This window comes from Alteriqipengyuania halimionae (genome assembly GCF_009827575.1).
GTDB classification, from domain to species: Bacteria; Pseudomonadota; Alphaproteobacteria; order Sphingomonadales; family Sphingomonadaceae; genus Alteriqipengyuania_A; species Alteriqipengyuania_A halimionae.
The window spans coordinates 1455434-1472926 of record NZ_WTYR01000001.1; the positions used below are offsets into that span (position 1 = coordinate 1455434).

The window sequence follows — 17493 nt, forward strand, 5'->3', positions numbered from 1 at the left end:
TCCAAATTATGGCAGGCATTGACCTGTTAAGGGTAATGGCGGTCGCAAACCGAGGAGAAGGCGATGATCAAGCGTTGGACGGTTTTCATGGGGGCATTGCTGCTCGCCGCCTGTTCTCAATCCGAAAGCGAAGCGAGCACGGAGGCCGTTGAATCGGTCGATGTCGCCGAAGCCGGGATGGCGGATGCTGCGGACGCAACGGAAGCGGATGGTGAAAGCGGAAGTCAACTCCCGGCCAGCCAACCGCAGATTGCCTACACCTACAGCTACGCCTTCCGCGTGCCCGCCGATAGCATTGCAAGCGTTCAAGAACGCCACGCCGATATGTGCCTCAAGCTGGGCACCAACACCTGCCGTATCGTGTCGATGGATCGCGATGGCGCCGAAGGCGACTATGCCAGCGGCACGCTCCAGATCGCTGTTTCCGCCGATCGCGCCCGCGCCTTCGGGCAAAGTCTTGCCGAAGCAATCGAGGGTGAAGGCGGCGAACAGGTCGGCGCGTCGATCAGCGGCGAGGACCTGTCCAAGCAAATCGTCGACACCGAAGCGCGACTGCGCGCCCGGCGCGTGCTGCGCGACCGGTTGATGGAAGTGCTCGAAACGCGCCGCGGCTCGGTCGCGGAATTGGTCGAAGCCGAACGCAGCGTGGCGCAGGTCAATGAAGAGATCGACCAGGCCCAGAGCTGGCTGGCCGAGATGCGCCAGCGGGTTGCGTTGAGCGTGATGACGATCGACTATCGCTCCGGCACCCCGACAGAAGGCGGGTTCGCCGATCCGATACGCAATGCGATCGGGGGTTTCGGGACCATCATCGGCGTAATGATCGGCATCCTTATCACCGTGTTCGCGGTGGCGATCCCACTTATCATTGTCGGCGGCATAGGCTGGGCCGGGTGGCGCTTTTACAAGCGTCACTGGCGGCATGAGGATGACGTCGTGGTGCGGGATACCCCCGAGACCGAACGTCAGACCGCGCGCATATCCTGACTTTCGTCGGGGATTACGACTTCCAGCCCATCGAGCGCTTCGCTCAGCAGTATCTGGCAGGCCAGGCGCGAGGTAGGGCCGACGCAGGCTGCGAGATCGAGCAGGTCTTCCTCCTCCTCTCTCGCTTCGGCCAATCGCGCGAACCAGTCTCGGGAGATATGGACGTGGCAAGTCGAACAGGCCATTTGCCCTTCGCAAGTGCCTTCAAGCGGCATGCCCGCGGCCTGGGCCGCATCGAGCAGGGTCAGGCCCACCTCGCCATCATATTCGGTGATCGTATCGCCTTGGCGAAACCGCAACCGGACCATCAGGTAATCCCCTGTTTGCGTGCAGCCTTCAGCAGCAAATCGCAGGCGCGCTCGATTTCTTCGACCGTCGTGTAACGCCCCCAGCCCAGCCGGATCGAGCTTTTTGCCTGCTTGTCGCTGAGACCGAGAGCTTTCAGCACATGGCTCGGGCGTCCCGAACCGCTGGCACAGGCCGAGCCGGCGGAAAACATCACCTCGCGGCAATCGGACATCAGCCGCGCCACATCGATGCCGTTATGCTGGAGATTGGCGTTGCCATGCCAGCGCGCCTCGGCGCTGCCATTGAGGCGCCAGTTGTCGAACGCCTGCCCGACGATGCGCCACAGCTTCTCGACATGCTCGGCATCGCGCTCCATCCGGTCTTTGGCCTCGGCCGCCGCGGCACCGAACCCGGCGCACAGAGCGGGACTGAGCGTGCCCGAACGAAGCCCGTATTCCTGGCCGCCGCCGGTCTGCACCTCGCCCAGATCGACATTGTCGCGCACCCATAGCGCGCCGATACCCTTGGGGCCGTGGATCTTGTGCGCGCTGATCGCGATCATGTCCGCGCCGGTGACCTCGATCTTGCCATAGGCCTGCACTGCATCGCACAGATAAAGCGCGTTCGCGGACTTGGCCTTGCGGTGCCAGTCGACCGTGGGCTGGATTGTGCCGATCTCGTTATTGATCTGCATCAGGCAGACCAGCCGCGTGTCCTGCGGCAGGTCCTGCTTGGTGTTGCACTGGCCATTCTTGGCGACGTTGAGAATGTGGGCCGTTCCCAGCGCGTTCGCGGTGTCGAGCACGGCGGCATGCTCGATCGCCGACGCCGAGACGCTGCCCGGCTTTGCTGACAGCGCGCCGCGAATGGCGAGGTTGATCGCCTCGGTTGCGCCGCTGGTGAAGATGACGCGTCCCCCGGCAGGCAGCAATGCTGCGACCTGCTCGCGGGCGAATTCCACCGCGGCGGCAGCGCTCCTCCCCATCTTGTGCGGGCTGTGCGGATTGCCGAACCCGCTCCCTCCCGGCCCGTCGAGCCATTGCAGCATCGCGTCGCGCGCTTCGGGCGCGAGCGGCGTGGTTGCCTGATAGTCGAGATAAATCACTTGGAATTGGCCATGTCGGTCCATGCTTTAACGAAGGCGTCGATTTCCCGTTCCGTAGTTTCCCCCCCGAGGCTGACGCGCACGACCTCCTTCGGGTGCGGATAGTGCATCGCTTCCAGCACATGGCTGGGCTTGAGCGAGCCGGACGAGCAGGCGCTCCCGGCAGAAATCGCAAAGCCCGCCGCGTCGAAGCGAATCAATTGCGACGCCGCGCTGACGCCCGGCATGCGATAGGCACCGATCGCCGGGCTCCGGGTGCTCTCTTTCGCCACCGCTTCGCCGCCCGCTGCCTCGATCCCCTGTTCAAGCCGCTCGCGTAGCGTTTCGGCATGGCTGATCCACGCATTCCCGGCTTCGAGTGCGGCCACCATGGCGAGTGCGGCGGGCAGGTTTTCGGTCCCGGCGCGGTAACCCTGCTCCTGTCCGCCCACCGCCTCGATCAATCCGTAATCGCGCAGCAGCAGCGCACCCGCGCCAACCGGACCGCCGAATTTGTGCGCGCTGATCGCGATCATATCGGCATCGGGTAACGCGAGCTTGCCGGCGCTTTGCGCGCAATCGCAGAAAAGCACCCCGCTCGCAGCGCGCACTGTCGCGGCGATATCGGCGACGGGCTGGATCACCCCGGTTTCGTTGTTGACGTGCTGGATTGCGACCAGTCCGGCGAGGTCTTCGGGCGGGGTGGCGGCGATACCGCTCTCCGCTACCGGCCAGCGTGCCGCCTCGTCCTGCCAGCGCAGCACGGCCGTGTGTTCGACCGGGAGCATGGCCTTGAGCGGCGCCTTGCTGCGCGTGAGCGCGATCGCGATCGCCTCGCTCGCACCCGAGGTGAAGATCACCTCCCCCTGCCAATCAAGCGCTTGTTTCAGACGCCGACGCGCCTCTTCGAGCGCCGAACGCGCCGAACGCCCGTCGGCGTGCGGGCTCGACGGATTGGCCCAGCGCGCGAATCCGTCCTGCATCGCAGCCTGCGCGGCAGGCAGCATCGGCGCGGTTGCGGCATGGTCCAGATAGATACGGTGTTCGATTTTATTGCTTTCGGGCACGCGAAACCTATATAGCGCGCGACTTCCATTCCTAGTCCCTTGTGGCGTTCAATGCCGAATGCGGCACGCGCAAAAGGGACTTCTTGCACCGGAACCGTTCATGCCCAGCGTCATTTTTCCCGGCCCCGAAGGTCGTCTCGAAGGTCGTTTCCAGCCCGGTCCGCGTCCGCGCGCACCCGTCGCCATGATCCTCCACCCGCATCCCGAAGCGGGCGGGACGATGAACGATCGCATCACCATGGCGCTGTACAAGGATTTCGCGGCGCGCGGATTCGCCACGCTGCGTTTCAATTCGCGCGGCGTGGGCCGCAGCCAGGGCAGCTTCGACAACGGGATCGGCGAGCTTTCCGATGCCGCTGCCGCGCTCGACTGGGTCCAGCAGATCCATCCCGAAGCCTCGACCACCTGGGTCGCCGGGTTCGGCTTCGGCGCATTGATCGGCATGCAATTGCTGATGCGCCGCCCGGAAATCCGCGGATTCATCTCGATCGCGGCGCCTGCCAACATGTACGATTTCTCGTTCCTCGCCCCCTGCCCGGCGAGCGGTATCTTCGTGCAGGGCGCGCAGGATACGGTGGTGACGCCGTCGGCCGTGCAGAAGCTCGTCGACAAGCTGCGCACGCAGAAGCACATCACGATCCATCACGACGAAATCCCGCGCGCGAACCACTTCTTCGAGAACGAGTTCGACCAGATGATGCGCTCGGTCGACAATTACCTCGACATGCGCCTCGATCCGGACTGCCCGATCAAATAGGGTGTAGTGTGGTAGCGGACCAGCATTCGCGAGTCCCTCCTCGGTGCTAGTCGCTCCACTCCGCTGCGGGTCACCTGCGGGCGGGCCGGCGCACTTGCCTCGGACTGGACGGCCTGCGGGCATGTGCTGGCTCTCCAGCTAACGCAAACACTTGTGGCCCCTCACTCGCGGTATTCGACCAGAACTTGCGCGCGGTAGCGCGACCGCCCGCCGCCGCTTATGCGGCGAAGCCAAGCGGGCCGGACGGCCCGCGCCCGGCGTTTGAGGGCATCGGGAAAATCACTCCGCCTTCTCGAACGGCGTGTTGCCCTCGGCATCGGGGATCGTCCAGATGCCGACATTCACCGCCATCACCAGCGCCAGCAACAACAGCAGGCCGATGCGTTTTTTCGGCAGGCCCTGGCGCCAGGCAAGGTAGGCCGCGCCGACCATGGCGAAGGCCCCGAGCATCACGATGGAAAGTATGATCGACATGGCTTGCGTTCTAGCGCTTCGGCGCGGCGGAACAAGTTTCCCTGCCAACCGCTTCTTCCCTGACCGAAACAGCGGCAGGTCGTCGCGTCAGAACGGGAGCAATGGAATGGGAATTTTCAGTAGCATCAAGGATGCGATCTTCGGCGGACCGGCCAAGGCCGATGAACCTGCAAAGAAAGAAGGCGGCGCCTGGACCAATGCCCCCGTGGTCGAGCGCAAGTCGGTCGACGAAGTCGATGTCGAGGCGCAGCTCGCCGCGATGGATGGCGCCGACAGGCTCAACTGGCGCAGCTCGATCGTCGACCTGATGAAACTGGTCGGCATCGATTCAAGCTACGAAAACCGCAAGGAACTCGCGACCGAGCTTGGCCGTGACGATTATTCGGGCACGGCCGAAGACAATATCTGGCTCCACAAACGCACGATGCGCGAACTGGCGGCCAATGGCGGCAAGGTGCCCGCCGAGATGCTCGACTGAGCGCAAACCTCATCGAAAACACTTGCCGGCGGCGGCGGTGCGATTGACGCGCCGCCGCCGCCGTTCCATCACCGGGGCATGGACATCAGCAACATGAACCGCCGCCAGGCGCTCGGTGCGCTCGGCGCCGGCACGGCCCTTGCCACCCTTCCCGGCTGCGCCCGGACGCTCGCCGGAGCGCAAGCGACCGGAGCCGATGCGCTGCTGGAAAGCGTCGCCTGGAACCTGCTCGAACACGAGCCCGAGCGTGCGACCTCGCTGGGCGTGGATACCGGTGCGCACGCCTATCTGCGCGGTCGGTTGGAAGAACAGTCGCCTGCCGGGCAGGATGCGCTCGCCGCCACATTGCGGCGCGATCTGGCCCGCGTGCGCGCCTTCCCCAAATCGGGGCTCGACGGAGAGACGCTCACCAACCTCGAAGTCGTCGAAAGCGCCTACGATGTCGCGCTGGAAGGCTTCGCGCTGCCCTATGGCGACGTGCCGATCGGCACCTGGCGGACCGCCCCCTATGTGGTGATCCAGAATGTCGGCACCTATCTCGACATGCCGCGCTTCATGGATGCCAATGTCAAGGTCGAGAATGCGCAGGACGCCGATGCCTTTGTCGCCCGGCTCGAACAGATGCCTGCGGTGCTCGATGGCGAGCTGGCACGGATGCGCGAAGCGCGCGGCATGGGCGTTACCCCGCCCGCCTTCCTGCTCGACAAGGCGATCGGCCAGATGGAACAGACCATCGCCAGCGCTGGAAAGGGCGAATTGTTTGCGGCCTCGCTGCGCGGCAAGACCAGTGCGGCGGGGCTGCCCGATCAATACGCCGAACGCGCGCTAGCGCTCGAGAACGGCCGGATTGCCGTAGCGCTCGCTCGCCAGCTGGCCGAGCTGCGCGCCGAGCGTGCCGTGGCTTCGAACGATCCGGGGATTTCATCGCGCCCGCGCGGTGAGGAATTCTATCGATGGGCGCTGCGCTCGAGCACGACCACGCTTCTCTCCCCCGACGAGATCCACCGCCAGGGCCTCGAAGAGCTCGAAGCGCTTCACGGTCGGATGGAGCCGATCCTGCAAGAGATCGGCTACACCAGCGGCACGGTGGGCGAGCGGATGCAGCAATTGGGCGCCGATCCGCGCTACAAATTTGCCGAGGGCGACAAGGGCCGCGCCGAAATCATGGCCTTCATCGAAGGCCGGATCGACTGGATCAAGGCGCAGATGCCGCGCGCCTTCCACACGCTGGTCGATCCCAATCTCGAAGTGCGCCGCATCCCGCCTGCCGAGGAAGTGGGCGCGCCCGGCGCCTATGGCGGTGCGGGGAGCAAGGATGGCAGCATCCCGGGCCGCTTCTGGATCAATCTGCGCACCACCGATCTGCACCGCAAATACGACCTTGCAGACCTCACCTTCCATGAAAGCATTCCGGGCCATGTGTGGGAGGGCGAATATTCGAACCGCCTGCCGCTGATCCGCTCGATCCTGGCCTTCAATCCGTTCTCCGAAGGCTGGGCGCTGTATGGCGAACAGCTCGCCGACGAATTGGGCGCGTATGACGATTTCAAGGTCGGTCGGCTCGGCTACCTCCAGTCGCTCGCTTTCCGCGCATGCCGCATGGTGGTCGACACCGGACTCCACTCCAAGGGCTGGAGCCGCGATCAGGCGGTCCGCTTCTTCGTCGAACGCAACGGATCGAAGCGCGAGGAGGTCGAAAGCGAAGTCGATCGCTATTGCAGCTGGCCCGGCCAGGCCACCGGATACAAGCTGGGTCACAGCCGCATCGTCGGTCTGCGCGAGCGGGCCAGAAACGAACTTGGGTCGGCCTACGACTTCAAGGGCTTCAACGATGCGGTCGTGCTTGGCGGCAATGCCCCGATGGATGTGCTGGAAAAGAACATCGAGCGCTACATCGCCCGCACGCGCGACTGATTTCGTGATTGGTGAGACCTGAGCTCAGTGCGCCTGTGCGTCGGTTTCCACCAGTCTGATCTCGAACAGGCTCGGCCAGAGCTTGCCGGTCACGAACAGGCGACGCTTCTCCGCATCCCAGGCGATTCCGTTGAGCACCGCTTCGCGATCGCTGACCGAGACCGCATCGACGATCGCGCTCAGATCGATGAGCTTGCGCACCGTCCCGTCGGCCGGATCGATCACGATGATGTAGGGCGATTTCCAGAGATTGGCGTAGATCAGGCCGTCGATCATCTCCAGCTCGTTGAGCTGGCGCATCGGGCGGCCGCCGAGCGTGACGGGAATGGTTCGGCGAACCTCGAACGTGTCGGGATCGAGCACCCGCAGCGTGTCGCTGCCATCAGAGTGGATCAGCCCTTCATCGCTGGTGGTCAGTCCCCAGCCTTCGAGGGGATAGTTCTCGACCGATCCGATGGGCTCGAGCGTGGCTGCGTCCCACCGATGGAGAACCCCGTCGCGCCAGGTCAGGCTGACGAAGTCCTCTCCCCATAGCGCAATCCCCTCCCCGAACTGCTCGTCCGGCAGTCGGCTTTCGGCGAGCACCTCTCCTGTTTCCAGATCGACGCGGCGCACGACCGAGCTGCCTCGGCGCCCGGTGCTCTCGATCAGCGCCCCGTCATGCCACAGCAGTCCCTGGGTGAAGGCACCATCGTCATGCGGGTGCGCGGCGACCACCTCCGCGCGGTAGACCGGCGCACCGCTATCGGTCGCTTCGGCGCGATCGCCTTGCGTTGCGGATTCCTGTGCCTCCAATGGAGCGCCGAGAAGCGCCAGCACGGCAATCAGAAAATGATAAGGTTTCATGGCGCTCACTTGGCAGACGTCGAATGACGGGGCGATGAAGCTACGCTCCGTATCCGATCGATCTGTTAGCCAAAGCTTGGCAGCACGCTAACGGAACAGCTTCCGCACGATCGGAATCTTGATAGAGTAAGGGCGGATCGAACTGGGGGACGTTCATGAAATTCTGGGCCTTTCTTTTAGGCTTGCTTGCAATCGCCACGCCAGCCGAAGCGCGCTGGTACGAGGCATCCACCGATCATTTCGTTATCTATGCGGACGATAGCGAGAAAGACATTCGTGAATACGCAGAAAATCTCGAGCGTTATCAAGCTGCGCTTGCAGGACTGACCGGATTCAATGTCGGAAAGCCCAGTCCATCCAACCGGGTCACCATCTTCGTGGTCGGGAGCCAGCGCGATATTCGCAAGCTTCATGGCGGAGAGAATCGCTATGTCGCCGGGTTCTACATCCCTCGAGCCGGGGGTTCGCGGGCCTTCGTCCAGGATATCAGGATGCGAAGCGGTTATCCCGATTTCTCGACGGTCGTGTTGCTGCACGAATACGCCCATCATTTTCTGATGTCCGCGCAATCCTACGCCATGCCGCGCTGGGTCAACGAGGGAGCAGCGGAGTTCTTTGCGTCGGCGTCGTTCAACAGGGACGGCAGCCTCGGCATAGGGCGCCCCGCTCTCCATCGCGCCGCAGAACTGGCATACGAGCGCGATGTGCCCGTCGAGCAGCTGCTCGATCAGGAGCTTTACGACTCGAAGAAACGCAATGGCTATGACGCGTTCTATGGCCGAAGCTGGGCGCTCTACCACTATCTGTTCTTCTCCGATGAGCGAGCGGGACAGTTTCGCGATTATATTAATCGCGTAGTTGGGGGAGAAACCTCGATCGATGCCGGTCGCGCGGCGTTTGGAGACCTCAGGAAGCTCGACCGCGAAGTGGACCGCTATTTGCGCCAACGATCGATGACGAGCCTGAAACTCGACGGGGAGACGATAGCGATCGGCGCGGTGAAAATGCGCGAACTGCCCGAGGGCGAAGCCGAGGCAATGCCGCTCCGCATCCGTTCGCAACGCGGTGTCGATCGGGACGTTGTCGGCGAGGTCGTGGTCGAGGCCCGCGCCCTGGCCCAGAGATTTCCGGACGATGCCGGTGTTTTAACTGTACTCGCAGAAGCGGAATTCGATGCCGGAAACGACGCTGCGGCAATATCTGCCGCCGATGCCGCCATCGCAATCGATCCCATGCGTCGCAATGCCTATGTCCAGAAGGGCTTTGCCATGTTCCGCATGGCAGGCGCTTCGGACAATCCGGACGCGGATTACAATGCGGCGATGGCGCCGTTTTCAGCGCTCAACCGGATCGAAAACGACCACCCCCTGCCGCTGGTCTATTATTATCGCTCGGTACGCTTGCGCGGCAAACCGATGAGCGACGTTGCGCGCCGGGCTATCGAGCGCGCGCTCGAACTCGCTCCTTTCGACCGCTCACTCGCGCTCGAGACCGCGACAATGCAGATGGAAGAAGGCAAGATCGCGCTTGCAAAAAGGACGCTCGATCCCGTCGTCAACGATCCGCACGGCGGTCCACTTTCTTCGGTAGCCGCGACTCTGGCGAGCCTTCTGGAGAAAATACCGGAAGGCACCTCGATAAAGGCGCCATCCATGCCGGAACCGGACGACGACTAAGCGGGTCATCGGCGGTCGATGGCCGCCACCAGTGATGCTGGGTTCAGCGGCCGCTCAAGCCGCCGACGATCGAGCCCAGGATACCGCCAAGTGCGCCACCACCCGAAGCTTGGCCGCCCGGACCGCCAGCCTGCTTCGCCATGTAGCCGGCGACCGCCATGGCAAGGATCGGCAGCATCTTCTTGAGCAGGGCTTCGTCGATCCCGGTGATCGCCGACACTTCGCTCGCGACGCCGCGACTGGTGTCTTTCCCGCCAAAGATCGTTCCAAGGATATCGTTGCCTTTGTTGGTCTCGGTCGGCCCGCCGCCGAGCACGCTTTCGAGCAATCCGCCACCGCCCAGGCCGCCGATCACGCCAGCAAGGCCACCGAGCCCCGAAGAGCCTGCCGAGGTCCGGCCCATCCCGGCAACGATAGCGGGCAGCAGTGCGCCCGCGCCGGTGCGCGCGGTCTGTTCGTCGATATTGAGTTCGCGCGCCATACTATCGATCGCACCGCTCTGCTGAAGCATCTGGGCCAGGCTCATCGGGTCATCCTCTCATTGTGTGTGAACACCTTGCTAACGGAGCGGAGAGCGGAAGGTTCATTAAAAAGGGCCCCGCTGCGTTTCCCGCAACGAGGCCCTCCTCTCCACAACTTGTATGACGCTCAGGCGGCAGCGGGTGCCGCGTCGCGCACGCCCTGGTCGACATGGTCGGCAAAGGGCTGGAAATTGTCGACGAAGAGCTGGACCAGCTTGCGCGCGGTCGCATCGTACTCCTCGGCATCGCCCCAGGTCGAACGCGGATCGAGGATCACGCTGTCGACGCCGGGTACGGCGACCGGTACTTCGAAGCCGAAATTCTCGTCCTTGCGGAACTCCGCGTCGTTGAGCGACCCGTCGAGCGCGGCGTTGAGCAGCGCGCGGGTCGCCTTGATCGGCATGCGATGGCCGACACCATACTTGCCGCCGGTCCAGCCGGTGTTGACCAGCCAGCACTGCACACCGCCTTCGGCGATGCGCTTCTTGAGCAGATTGCCGTAAACGCTGGGGTGGCGCGGCATGAAGGGCGCGCCGAAGCAGGTGGAGAAGGTCGCTTCGGGCTCGGTCACGCCGATCTCGGTGCCCGCGACCTTGGCGGTGTAGCCCGACAGGAAGTGGTACATCGCCTGATCGGGCGTCAGCCGCGCGATCGGAGGCAGCACGCCGAAGGCATCGGCGGTCAGCATGATCACATTCGAAGGCGGCGGCCCCATGTTCTCGTCCGACGTGTTCGGGATCGAAGACAGCGGATAGGCGCCGCGCGTGTTCTCGGCGAGCGTGGCATCGTCGAGATCGATCGCGCCATTTTCGTCCATCACCACGTTTTCGAGGACGGTGTCCTCCATCTTGGTGGTGGCGTAGATCTCGGGCTCGGCCTCGGGGTTGAGACGGATCATCTTGGCGTAGCAGCCGCCTTCGAAGTTGAAGACAGCCGTGTCCGACCAGCCATGCTCGTCGTCACCGATCAGCGTGCGGCTGGCATCGGCGGACAGCGTGGTCTTGCCGGTGCCCGACAAGCCGAAGAACACCGCGCTCTTGCCGTCGGGGCCGATATTGGCCGAACAGTGCATCGGCATCACGCCCTTGGGCGGCAGCAGGTAGTTGAGAACGCCGAACACGCTCTTCTTCATCTCGCCGGCATACTTCGTGCCGCCGATCAGGATCAGCTTTTCCTTCAGATTGACGGCGATCACCGTCTCGCTGCGGCAGCCGTGGCGTTCCGGGTCGGCGCGGAAGGTCGGCAGGTCGATGATCGTGTATTCGGGCGCGAAGCCTTCGAGCTCGTCCGCTGTCGGACGCACCAGCAGCGTACGAATGAACTGGTTGTGCCAGGCGAGTTCATTGATGACGCGCACCTTCACGCGATGTTCGGGCTGCGAACCGCCGAACAGATCGGCGATGTAGAGCGTATCCTTGTCCTTCACCGCGGCGAGGAAGTCCTCTTTCAGAGCCGCGAAATGCGCGGGCGTCATCGAGGCATTATTGTCCCACCAGACCGTATCTTCGGTCTCGCTGTCGCGGACGATGAACTTGTCCTTCGCGCTGCGACCGGTGTGCTTGCCGGTTTCCACCACCAGCGGGCCGTCCTTGGCACGCTTGCCTTCGCCATTCTCGATCGCGGCGCGGGTGAGCGCGGCGCTGTCCAGATTGGCGTGGATGGTAGCGTCGGTTTCGATCCCCTGTGCCGACAGGGGGGTGGAAAGAGGCGAACTCACGAAACTTCTCCCGGAACGTCTGGGGCGACCGGCGCGCAGAGGTGCCGAAAGCCGTGTACAGCGCAGATAGAGAATGGCCGCAATTCCGTCAATTCGCACTATATGCCAGATAGTTAGAGCAATGAATCAAAGGTTTGCGCGGTTGTGAACGCTCTCATTATTGTGCCGCCTCGCCCCCCTCGCTACGGCTGTGGACAGGATATTATGCAGATGGATCGCCACGACTTGGATTCGACCGACACTCCGGAACACGAAGACGCCGCCCGGGAGGGTGACGGGCGCAAGGTGATTGCGCTGGTCGACGATGATCGCAATATCCTCACCAGCGTCTCGATCGCCTTGCAGTCGGAAGGGTTCGCGACGCGGGTGTATTCGGACGGGGCAAGCGCGCTCAAGGCGCTCCGCGACAACCCGCCCGACCTCGCGATCCTCGACATCAAGATGCCGCAGATGGACGGGCTCGAATTGCTGCGCGAATTGCGCAAGTCTTCCGATCTGCCGGTGATCTTCCTGACGTCGAAGGACGATGAAAGCGACGAAGCGCTCGGCCTGTCGCTGGGGGCCGACGATTACATCGCCAAGCCGTTCAGCCAGAGACTGCTGATTGCCCGCGCACGCGCCATCCTCCGCCGCGCCGATTTCACCCACGCGGCTCCCGACATGAGCCAGCCTGCCCAGCCCGAAAGCGACCCGCCCGAAGGCGTGCTGCGCCGGGGCCGTCTGTGCATGGACCCCGACCGGCACCGGGTCACGTGGGAAGGGGATGCCGTGTCGCTCACGGTGACCGAGTTCCTGATCCTCGAAGCGCTGGCCACCCGCCCCGGGGTCATCAAGACCCGCAACCAGTTGATGGATGCCGCCTATAGCGACGACGTGTTCGTCGACGACCGCACGATCGACAGCCATATCAAGCGGATGCGTCGCAAATTCCGCAAGGTCGACGGCGCCTTTGAGGCGATCGAGACGCTGTACGGGGCAGGCTATTCCTTTGCCGAAAGCTAACGCAACGAAGCGGGAGGACGGATACACGCTGCCGCTGCGGGATTCGCTGTTCTGGACGCGCAGCATCCCGCTCACCGCGCGGATCCTGTTCGTCAATATCTTCGCGCTCGCTCTATTCGCGGGTAGCCTGTTCTATCTCGATTCCTATCGAAACCAGCTGCTGGAAGAACGGTTCGAAACCGCGCGCAGCGAGGCCGCGATCGTTGCCGATGCTCTCGCCGCATTGAGCGAACCCGAACAACGCGAGCGTTTGCTGGTCGAGATCGCGCGCAAACAGCGCACCCGTATCCGCACCTATGACGAGCGCGGGCGGATCGTCTCCGATTCCTTTGCCCTGGCCGAACCCGGCTACACGCTCGCCCCCCCCGATAGCGGGAATTTCTTCAAGCGCCTGCCCGGCTATCTCGACCGGGTGACCGACTGGCTGCTCGGCGCGCAGCCGATCCCCGCCTATGTCGATCCGCCACGCGAAAGCGCGAGCCAGTGGAACGAGATTTCCGCGGCGCTTGCCACCGGGCGCACCGTGGTGTTCCAGCGCTATGCGCCCGATCGCTCACCGGTGATCACCGCCGCCGCTCCGATCGGCTTTTCCGGAGAGGCCGTGCTGGTCTCGGCCAATCCGCGCGACATAACCCAGCAAGTGCGCGATGCGCGCGGCACACTGGCGCTTATCATCATCGTGGCGCTGGCCGCATCGATCCAGCTGGCCCTGTTCCTCGCCCGCACGATCGTCACGCCATTGAAGGACCTCGCGGCCGCTGCCAGCCGTGTGCGGCTCGGACGCGAGCGCGACGTCGTCGTGCCGCGACTGCCCGAACGTGGCGACGAGATCGGGCAGCTTGCGCGCGCCGTGTCGGACATGACCGATGCCCTGCGCCAGCGGATCGACGCGGTGGAAAGCTTCGCCGCCGACGTAGCGCACGAACTGAAGAACCCGCTTGCCTCGATGCGCAGCGCAATGGAATCGCTCGAACGGGTGACCGACCCCGAACTGCGCGGCCAGTTGCTGCAGATTATCGCCGCCGACGTTCGACGCATTGATCGCCTGGTGACCGAGATATCCGATCTGAGCCGGATCGACGCCGAGATCAGCCGCACCGAATTCACCGATGTCGATTTGAAAGCACTCGCCGACCGGATCGTCGCCGCGCGCCGCCGGCCCGAAAGCGAAAGCGGCAACTGGCTCGATATCGTCGCCTCCACCCCCGGCCCGTTCGTGGTGCGCGGAGACGAGGGGCAGCTTGAGCGCGTGATCGAGAACCTGATCGACAACGCGCTATCCTTTTCGACCGGCCACGCCCCGGTATCGGTGTCGATCGGTCGGCAGGGCAAATGGGTGCAGCTTGCGGTCAGCGATCGTGGTCCGGGCATTCCCGAGGAGCTCCACGAAAAAGTGTTCGAACGGTTCTATACCCACCGCCCAGAGCAGGACGATTTCGGCCGCCATAGCGGGCTTGGCCTCGCGATTGCGCGCACCATCGCCACCGCGCATGACGGCACCCTGATGGCCGGGTCGCGGCTTGACGGCGAGGCTGGCGCACGCTTCGTGCTGAAAGTGCCAGCGCTGTGAAGAGGATTACCCGATGAAGAAGCTCGCCAATGTCACCGCCGTCGCGATCGGCGGGCGCGGCCTACTGATCGCCGGACCGTCCGGCAGCGGAAAGTCGAGCCTCGCGCTCGAGCTGATCGACCGCGGCGCGCATCTGATCGGCGATGACGGCATCGTGGTCGAGGGCTTGGAGGGACGGCTGATCGTCCACCCGCCCGGCGAGACCGGTGGCCTCATCGAGATCCGCAATGTCGGCATCATCGAGCTCGAGCCCGTCAGCGCCCCGGCCTGTTTGTGGATCACGCTGGCAAAGGATCCCCCGCGCCTGCCGGTGGGGCCGGAAGAGCGCTGGGTGGCCGGTCACCCGCTGCCCGAGTTGCGGATCTTTCCATCGAAGCTTGCACTGGCCTTGCGGGTCGAGGCTGCGCTCGGGATGCACGGTCTCTCCGCCTGATCGCGAAATCGAGGGTTTCCTTTGGTTGGCCCCCCGCCCACAGTGAGGCCGATGGCCGAGAATCGCGAAAAGCTTCAATTGCTGCTGGTCACCGGGCTGCTTGGCGCGGGCAAGAGCACCGCCTTGCGTCAGCTCGAGGATCTCGGTTGGGAAATGATCGACAATTTCCCGCTGCGCTTCCTGCAGCGGCAGATCGACGATCTCACCGAAGAGGACCGGACGCAGGCCCCGATCGCGATCGGCTTCGACGTGCGCACCCGCGATTTCGTGCCGCGCAAGTTCCTGTCCTACCTCGAAACGCTCGAGGCGCGCGACGATATCGCCGTAACCCTGCTGTTCCTCGATTGCGCGGGGCAGGAGCTCGAACGGCGTTACAACGAGACCCGCCGCCCGCATCCGCTGGGGCATGGCCGCCCGGTCCACGAAGCGATGGCTGCCGAACGCGAATTGCTGGCCAGGCTGCGCGAGCGTGCGGACTTCGTGTTCGACACCACGCGCTTTTCCGCCAACGATCTCCAGCAGACGATTCGCGAGCATTTCTCTCCCGGCAGTCCGCGACAGATGGCGCTGACGGTGACGAGCTTCGGTTTTGCGCGCGGCATTCCGCCGGTGGCCGATCTCGTTTTCGACATGCGGTTCCTCGACAATCCGCACTGGGACGAGAAATTGCGCCCGCTGACCGGGGAAGACGAGGAGATCGCGCAGCATATCGAGAGCGATCCCGCCTTCGCTCCGGCCTACGGCAAGATCGAAGACCTGATCCTCACCCTCCTCCCGCTCTACGAACGGCAGGGGCGCGGTTACCTGACCATCGCCTTCGGCTGCACCGGCGGACGCCATCGCTCGGTCTATTCGGCGCGCAAGGCGACGGCGGCCCTGCGCCTGGCAGGGTATTCGCCCACGCTCGTCCACCGCACGCTTCGATCGCGCGGCGCGGACCTTGTCGAGGGCAACCAGCCCGCTCTCGATACGCGCCCCGGCACGGCGTGACGAGCCGGGCTGACAGCGGGCGCAGAAATGTCTAAACGCGCCAATCCCCCAACGAGCGGAGCAGATTCGCGCCGATGATCGGTATTATCCTCGTTACCCACGGCAAGCTGGCCGAGACCTTCGTCGAAGCGATGGAGCACGTGGTCGGCAAGCAGAAGGCGATTGCGACCGTCTGCATCGGCCCGAACGACGACATGGAAGCGCGGCGTCAGGATATTGCCGACGCGGTCGCCTCGGTGAATTCGGGTGCCGGCGTCGTGATCCTGACCGATCTGTTCGGCGGCACGCCCTCCAACCTCGCAATCTCGCTGCTGCGCGAAGGCGAAGTGGAAGTCATCGCCGGGATCAACCTGCCGATGCTGATCCGGCTGGCTGGGGCGCGCAAAACGATGCCGCTTGGCGATGCGGTGACGGCGGCGCGCGAGGCGGGCCGCAATTACATAACCGTCGCCTCCGAATTTCTGGCGCAAGACGCCTGATGCCCAGCGAAACCGTCACCGTGGTCAACGCCAAGGGGCTTCATGCCCGCGCCAGCGCCAAGTTCGTCGGCGCCGTTACCCAGCTTGCCGACGGGCTCGACGTGCAGGTGACCAAGGACGGGACCAGCGCGGGCGGCAGTTCGATCCTCGGCCTGATGATGCTCGGCGCGGCACGCGGCGACACGATCGAAATCGCGGTCGAAGGCGAAAACGCCGACGCTGCGCTCGCCAAGCTGGTCGGCCTCGTCAAGGACGGTTTCGGCGAAGACTGAGATGTCGCGCCGCCAGATCACCGGGTTCTCCAACCCCACCGTCAAATTCATGCGCTCGCTGCGCGAGAAGAAGCACCGCAAGCGCGAGGGCAAGTTCCTCGCCGAAGGGCTGCGGCTGCTGACCGATGCGCGCGAAACCGGCCATGTGCCCGAATTGCTGGCGCTGGCGACAGGCCGCGATTCGCACCCGCTGATTGACGCGCTGGAACAGGCGGTCGAGGCAGCGGGCGGCGAGGTTCTCGAAATGGAGCCCGCCCTGCTCGCCAAGGTGACGGGCAAGGACAATCCACAAGCGGTCGCGGGCGTGTTCGCCGAGTTCGGTACTTCGCTCACCGCACTCGATCGGAGCAGCGCCGACATCTGGCTGGTCGCCCAGGCGCTGCGCGATCCGGGCAATCTGGGCACCATGCTTCGCACGGGCGACGCCATCGGAGCGGGCGGACTGATCCTGATCGACGATTGCGCCGATCCGTTCAGCGTCGAAGCCGTGCGCGCCAGCATGGGTGCGGTGTTCACCCAAAGGCTCGCGCGGGCGAGCTGGGACGAGTTCGAGGGGTGGCTGCGGGGCGGAGACGGCCAGCTCGTCGCCGCGTCCTTGCGCGAGGCCGTGCCCTATCGCGGCGCGCCCTATACCGCGCCATGCTTCGTGATGGTCGGCAACGAATCGCAAGGCCTGCCGGAAAGTTACGAGGCGGCGTGCGACCTGCGCGTCACCATGCCGATGCGCGGGCGCGCCGACAGCCTCAACGCGGCGGTTGCAGCGGCAGTGCTGGGCTACGAGGTGCTGGCGAGCCTCGACGGGTGACAAAGGTGACACCGCGTCACCTTTGAGACCTCTTAGAATAACTAGGCTTTTTAGCAACTTATAAACAGATCGTGTCCGCGGACGGACAGCCGACAGGGAAGCTTTATTGCGGGCAGCCCATGGGAGTGAGATC

Annotated in this window: 19 protein-coding genes; 12 read left to right on the forward strand and 7 right to left on the reverse strand. The window is 64.2% G+C overall.

All coding sequences use genetic code 11. From position 1 onward, the window contains the following. Nucleotides 1-63 precede the first annotated feature (63 nt). Complete coding sequence (locus tag GRI68_RS07015) at nt 64-987, forward strand: DUF4349 domain-containing protein (RefSeq protein ID WP_160616589.1); 924 nt, start codon at nt 64-66, stop codon at nt 985-987. Here GRI68_RS07015 and GRI68_RS07020 read toward each other — a convergent pair. The 3 genes from GRI68_RS07020 to GRI68_RS07030 are packed head-to-tail and all read right to left on the reverse strand — an operon-like array spanning nt 966 to nt 3426. Further along, nucleotides 966-1295, reverse strand: coding sequence for a 2Fe-2S iron-sulfur cluster-binding protein (locus tag GRI68_RS07020; RefSeq protein WP_160616590.1), 330 nt, complete (start codon nt 1293-1295; stop codon nt 966-968). The genes GRI68_RS07015 and GRI68_RS07020 overlap by 22 nt on opposite strands. Further along, nucleotides 1295-2380 carry a cysteine desulfurase family protein gene (locus GRI68_RS07025; protein ID WP_160616591.1) on the reverse strand — a complete coding sequence of 362 codons (1086 nt, stop codon included), beginning with the start codon at nt 2378-2380 and terminating at the stop codon, nt 1295-1297. The genes GRI68_RS07020 and GRI68_RS07025 overlap by 1 nt, the downstream gene beginning before the upstream one ends. Next, on the reverse strand, nt 2377-3426 hold the full coding sequence (locus tag GRI68_RS07030) for a cysteine desulfurase family protein (protein ID WP_325063773.1): 1050 nt from the start codon (nt 3424-3426) through the stop codon (nt 2377-2379). Before GRI68_RS07030 ends, GRI68_RS07025 begins: the two co-directional genes overlap by 4 nt. A 100-nt stretch (nt 3427-3526) precedes the next feature. Between GRI68_RS07030 and GRI68_RS07035 the strand changes: the two genes are divergently transcribed. Then, nucleotides 3527-4183, forward strand: a complete 657-nt coding sequence (locus tag GRI68_RS07035) for an alpha/beta hydrolase (RefSeq protein WP_160616592.1) — start codon at nt 3527-3529, stop codon at nt 4181-4183. A gap of 279 nt (nt 4184-4462) precedes the next feature. On the opposite strand, the gene GRI68_RS07040 is transcribed toward GRI68_RS07035, so the two are convergent. Beyond that, the gene (locus GRI68_RS07040) at nt 4463-4657 is read right to left on the reverse strand and encodes a hypothetical protein (protein WP_160616593.1); all 195 of its coding nucleotides are present in this window, start codon (nt 4655-4657) and stop codon (nt 4463-4465) included. Between the two features lie 106 nt (nt 4658-4763). On the opposite strand from GRI68_RS07040, the gene GRI68_RS07045 reads away from it, so the two are divergent. Both GRI68_RS07045 and GRI68_RS07050 read left to right on the forward strand, forming a co-directional pair. After that, on the forward strand, nt 4764-5135 hold the full coding sequence (locus tag GRI68_RS07045; protein WP_160616594.1) for a DUF3597 domain-containing protein: 372 nt from the start codon (nt 4764-4766) through the stop codon (nt 5133-5135). Nucleotides 5136-5213: 78 nt separating this feature from the next. After that, complete coding sequence (locus tag GRI68_RS07050; protein ID WP_234028737.1) at nt 5214-7049, forward strand: DUF885 domain-containing protein; 1836 nt, start codon at nt 5214-5216, stop codon at nt 7047-7049. Nucleotides 7050-7073: 24 nt separating this feature from the next. Here the strand turns inward: GRI68_RS07050 and GRI68_RS07055 are convergent, their stop codons facing one another. Further along, nucleotides 7074-7895: a glutaminyl-peptide cyclotransferase gene (locus GRI68_RS07055; protein ID WP_160616595.1), complete on the reverse strand. Its 822-nt coding sequence runs from the start codon at nt 7893-7895 to the stop codon at nt 7074-7076. 155 nt (nt 7896-8050) lie between these two features. Between GRI68_RS07055 and GRI68_RS07060 the strand changes: the two genes are divergently transcribed. Next, complete coding sequence (locus GRI68_RS07060) at nt 8051-9571, forward strand: DUF1570 domain-containing protein (RefSeq protein WP_160616596.1); 1521 nt, start codon at nt 8051-8053, stop codon at nt 9569-9571. Nucleotides 9572-9614: 43 nt separating this feature from the next. Here the strand turns inward: GRI68_RS07060 and GRI68_RS07065 are convergent, their stop codons facing one another. Both GRI68_RS07065 and GRI68_RS07070 read right to left on the reverse strand, forming a co-directional pair. Then, a complete protein-coding gene (locus tag GRI68_RS07065) occupies nt 9615-10097 on the reverse strand; it encodes a DUF937 domain-containing protein (protein WP_160616597.1) in 483 nt (160 codons plus the stop codon). Between the two features lie 122 nt (nt 10098-10219). Beyond that, a complete protein-coding gene (locus GRI68_RS07070) occupies nt 10220-11809 on the reverse strand; it encodes a phosphoenolpyruvate carboxykinase (RefSeq protein WP_160616598.1) in 1590 nt (529 codons plus the stop codon). A gap of 210 nt (nt 11810-12019) precedes the next feature. On the opposite strand from GRI68_RS07070, the gene GRI68_RS07075 reads away from it, so the two are divergent. The 7 genes from GRI68_RS07075 (at nt 12020) to GRI68_RS07105 (ending at nt 17360) form a co-directional block, all read left to right on the forward strand. Continuing rightward, nucleotides 12020-12811 carry a response regulator transcription factor gene (locus GRI68_RS07075; protein WP_160616599.1) on the forward strand — a complete coding sequence of 264 codons (792 nt, stop codon included), beginning with the start codon at nt 12020-12022 and terminating at the stop codon, nt 12809-12811. Beyond that, on the forward strand, nt 12798-14381 hold the full coding sequence (locus tag GRI68_RS07080; protein WP_234028738.1) for a stimulus-sensing domain-containing protein: 1584 nt from the start codon (nt 12798-12800) through the stop codon (nt 14379-14381). Before GRI68_RS07075 ends, GRI68_RS07080 begins: the two co-directional genes overlap by 14 nt. 13 nt (nt 14382-14394) lie before the next feature. After that, the gene (locus GRI68_RS07085) at nt 14395-14814 is read left to right on the forward strand and encodes an HPr kinase/phosphorylase (protein ID WP_160616600.1); all 420 of its coding nucleotides are present in this window, start codon (nt 14395-14397) and stop codon (nt 14812-14814) included. Nucleotides 14815-14865: 51 nt separating this feature from the next. Beyond that, nucleotides 14866-15804 (forward strand): RNase adapter RapZ, encoded by a 939-nt coding sequence (gene rapZ / locus GRI68_RS07090; protein WP_160616601.1) that lies wholly within the window; start codon nt 14866-14868, stop codon nt 15802-15804. Between the two features lie 74 nt (nt 15805-15878). After that, entirely contained in the window at nt 15879-16283 is a 405-nt protein-coding gene (locus tag GRI68_RS07095) for a PTS sugar transporter subunit IIA (protein WP_160616602.1), read from the forward strand. After that, nucleotides 16283-16555 (forward strand): HPr family phosphocarrier protein, encoded by a 273-nt coding sequence (locus GRI68_RS07100; protein WP_160616603.1) that lies wholly within the window; start codon nt 16283-16285, stop codon nt 16553-16555. The genes GRI68_RS07095 and GRI68_RS07100 overlap by 1 nt, the downstream gene beginning before the upstream one ends. A 1-nt stretch (nt 16556) precedes the next feature. Continuing rightward, nucleotides 16557-17360, forward strand: a complete 804-nt coding sequence (locus GRI68_RS07105; RefSeq protein WP_160616604.1) for a TrmH family RNA methyltransferase — start codon at nt 16557-16559, stop codon at nt 17358-17360. Nucleotides 17361-17493 lie beyond the last annotated feature (133 nt).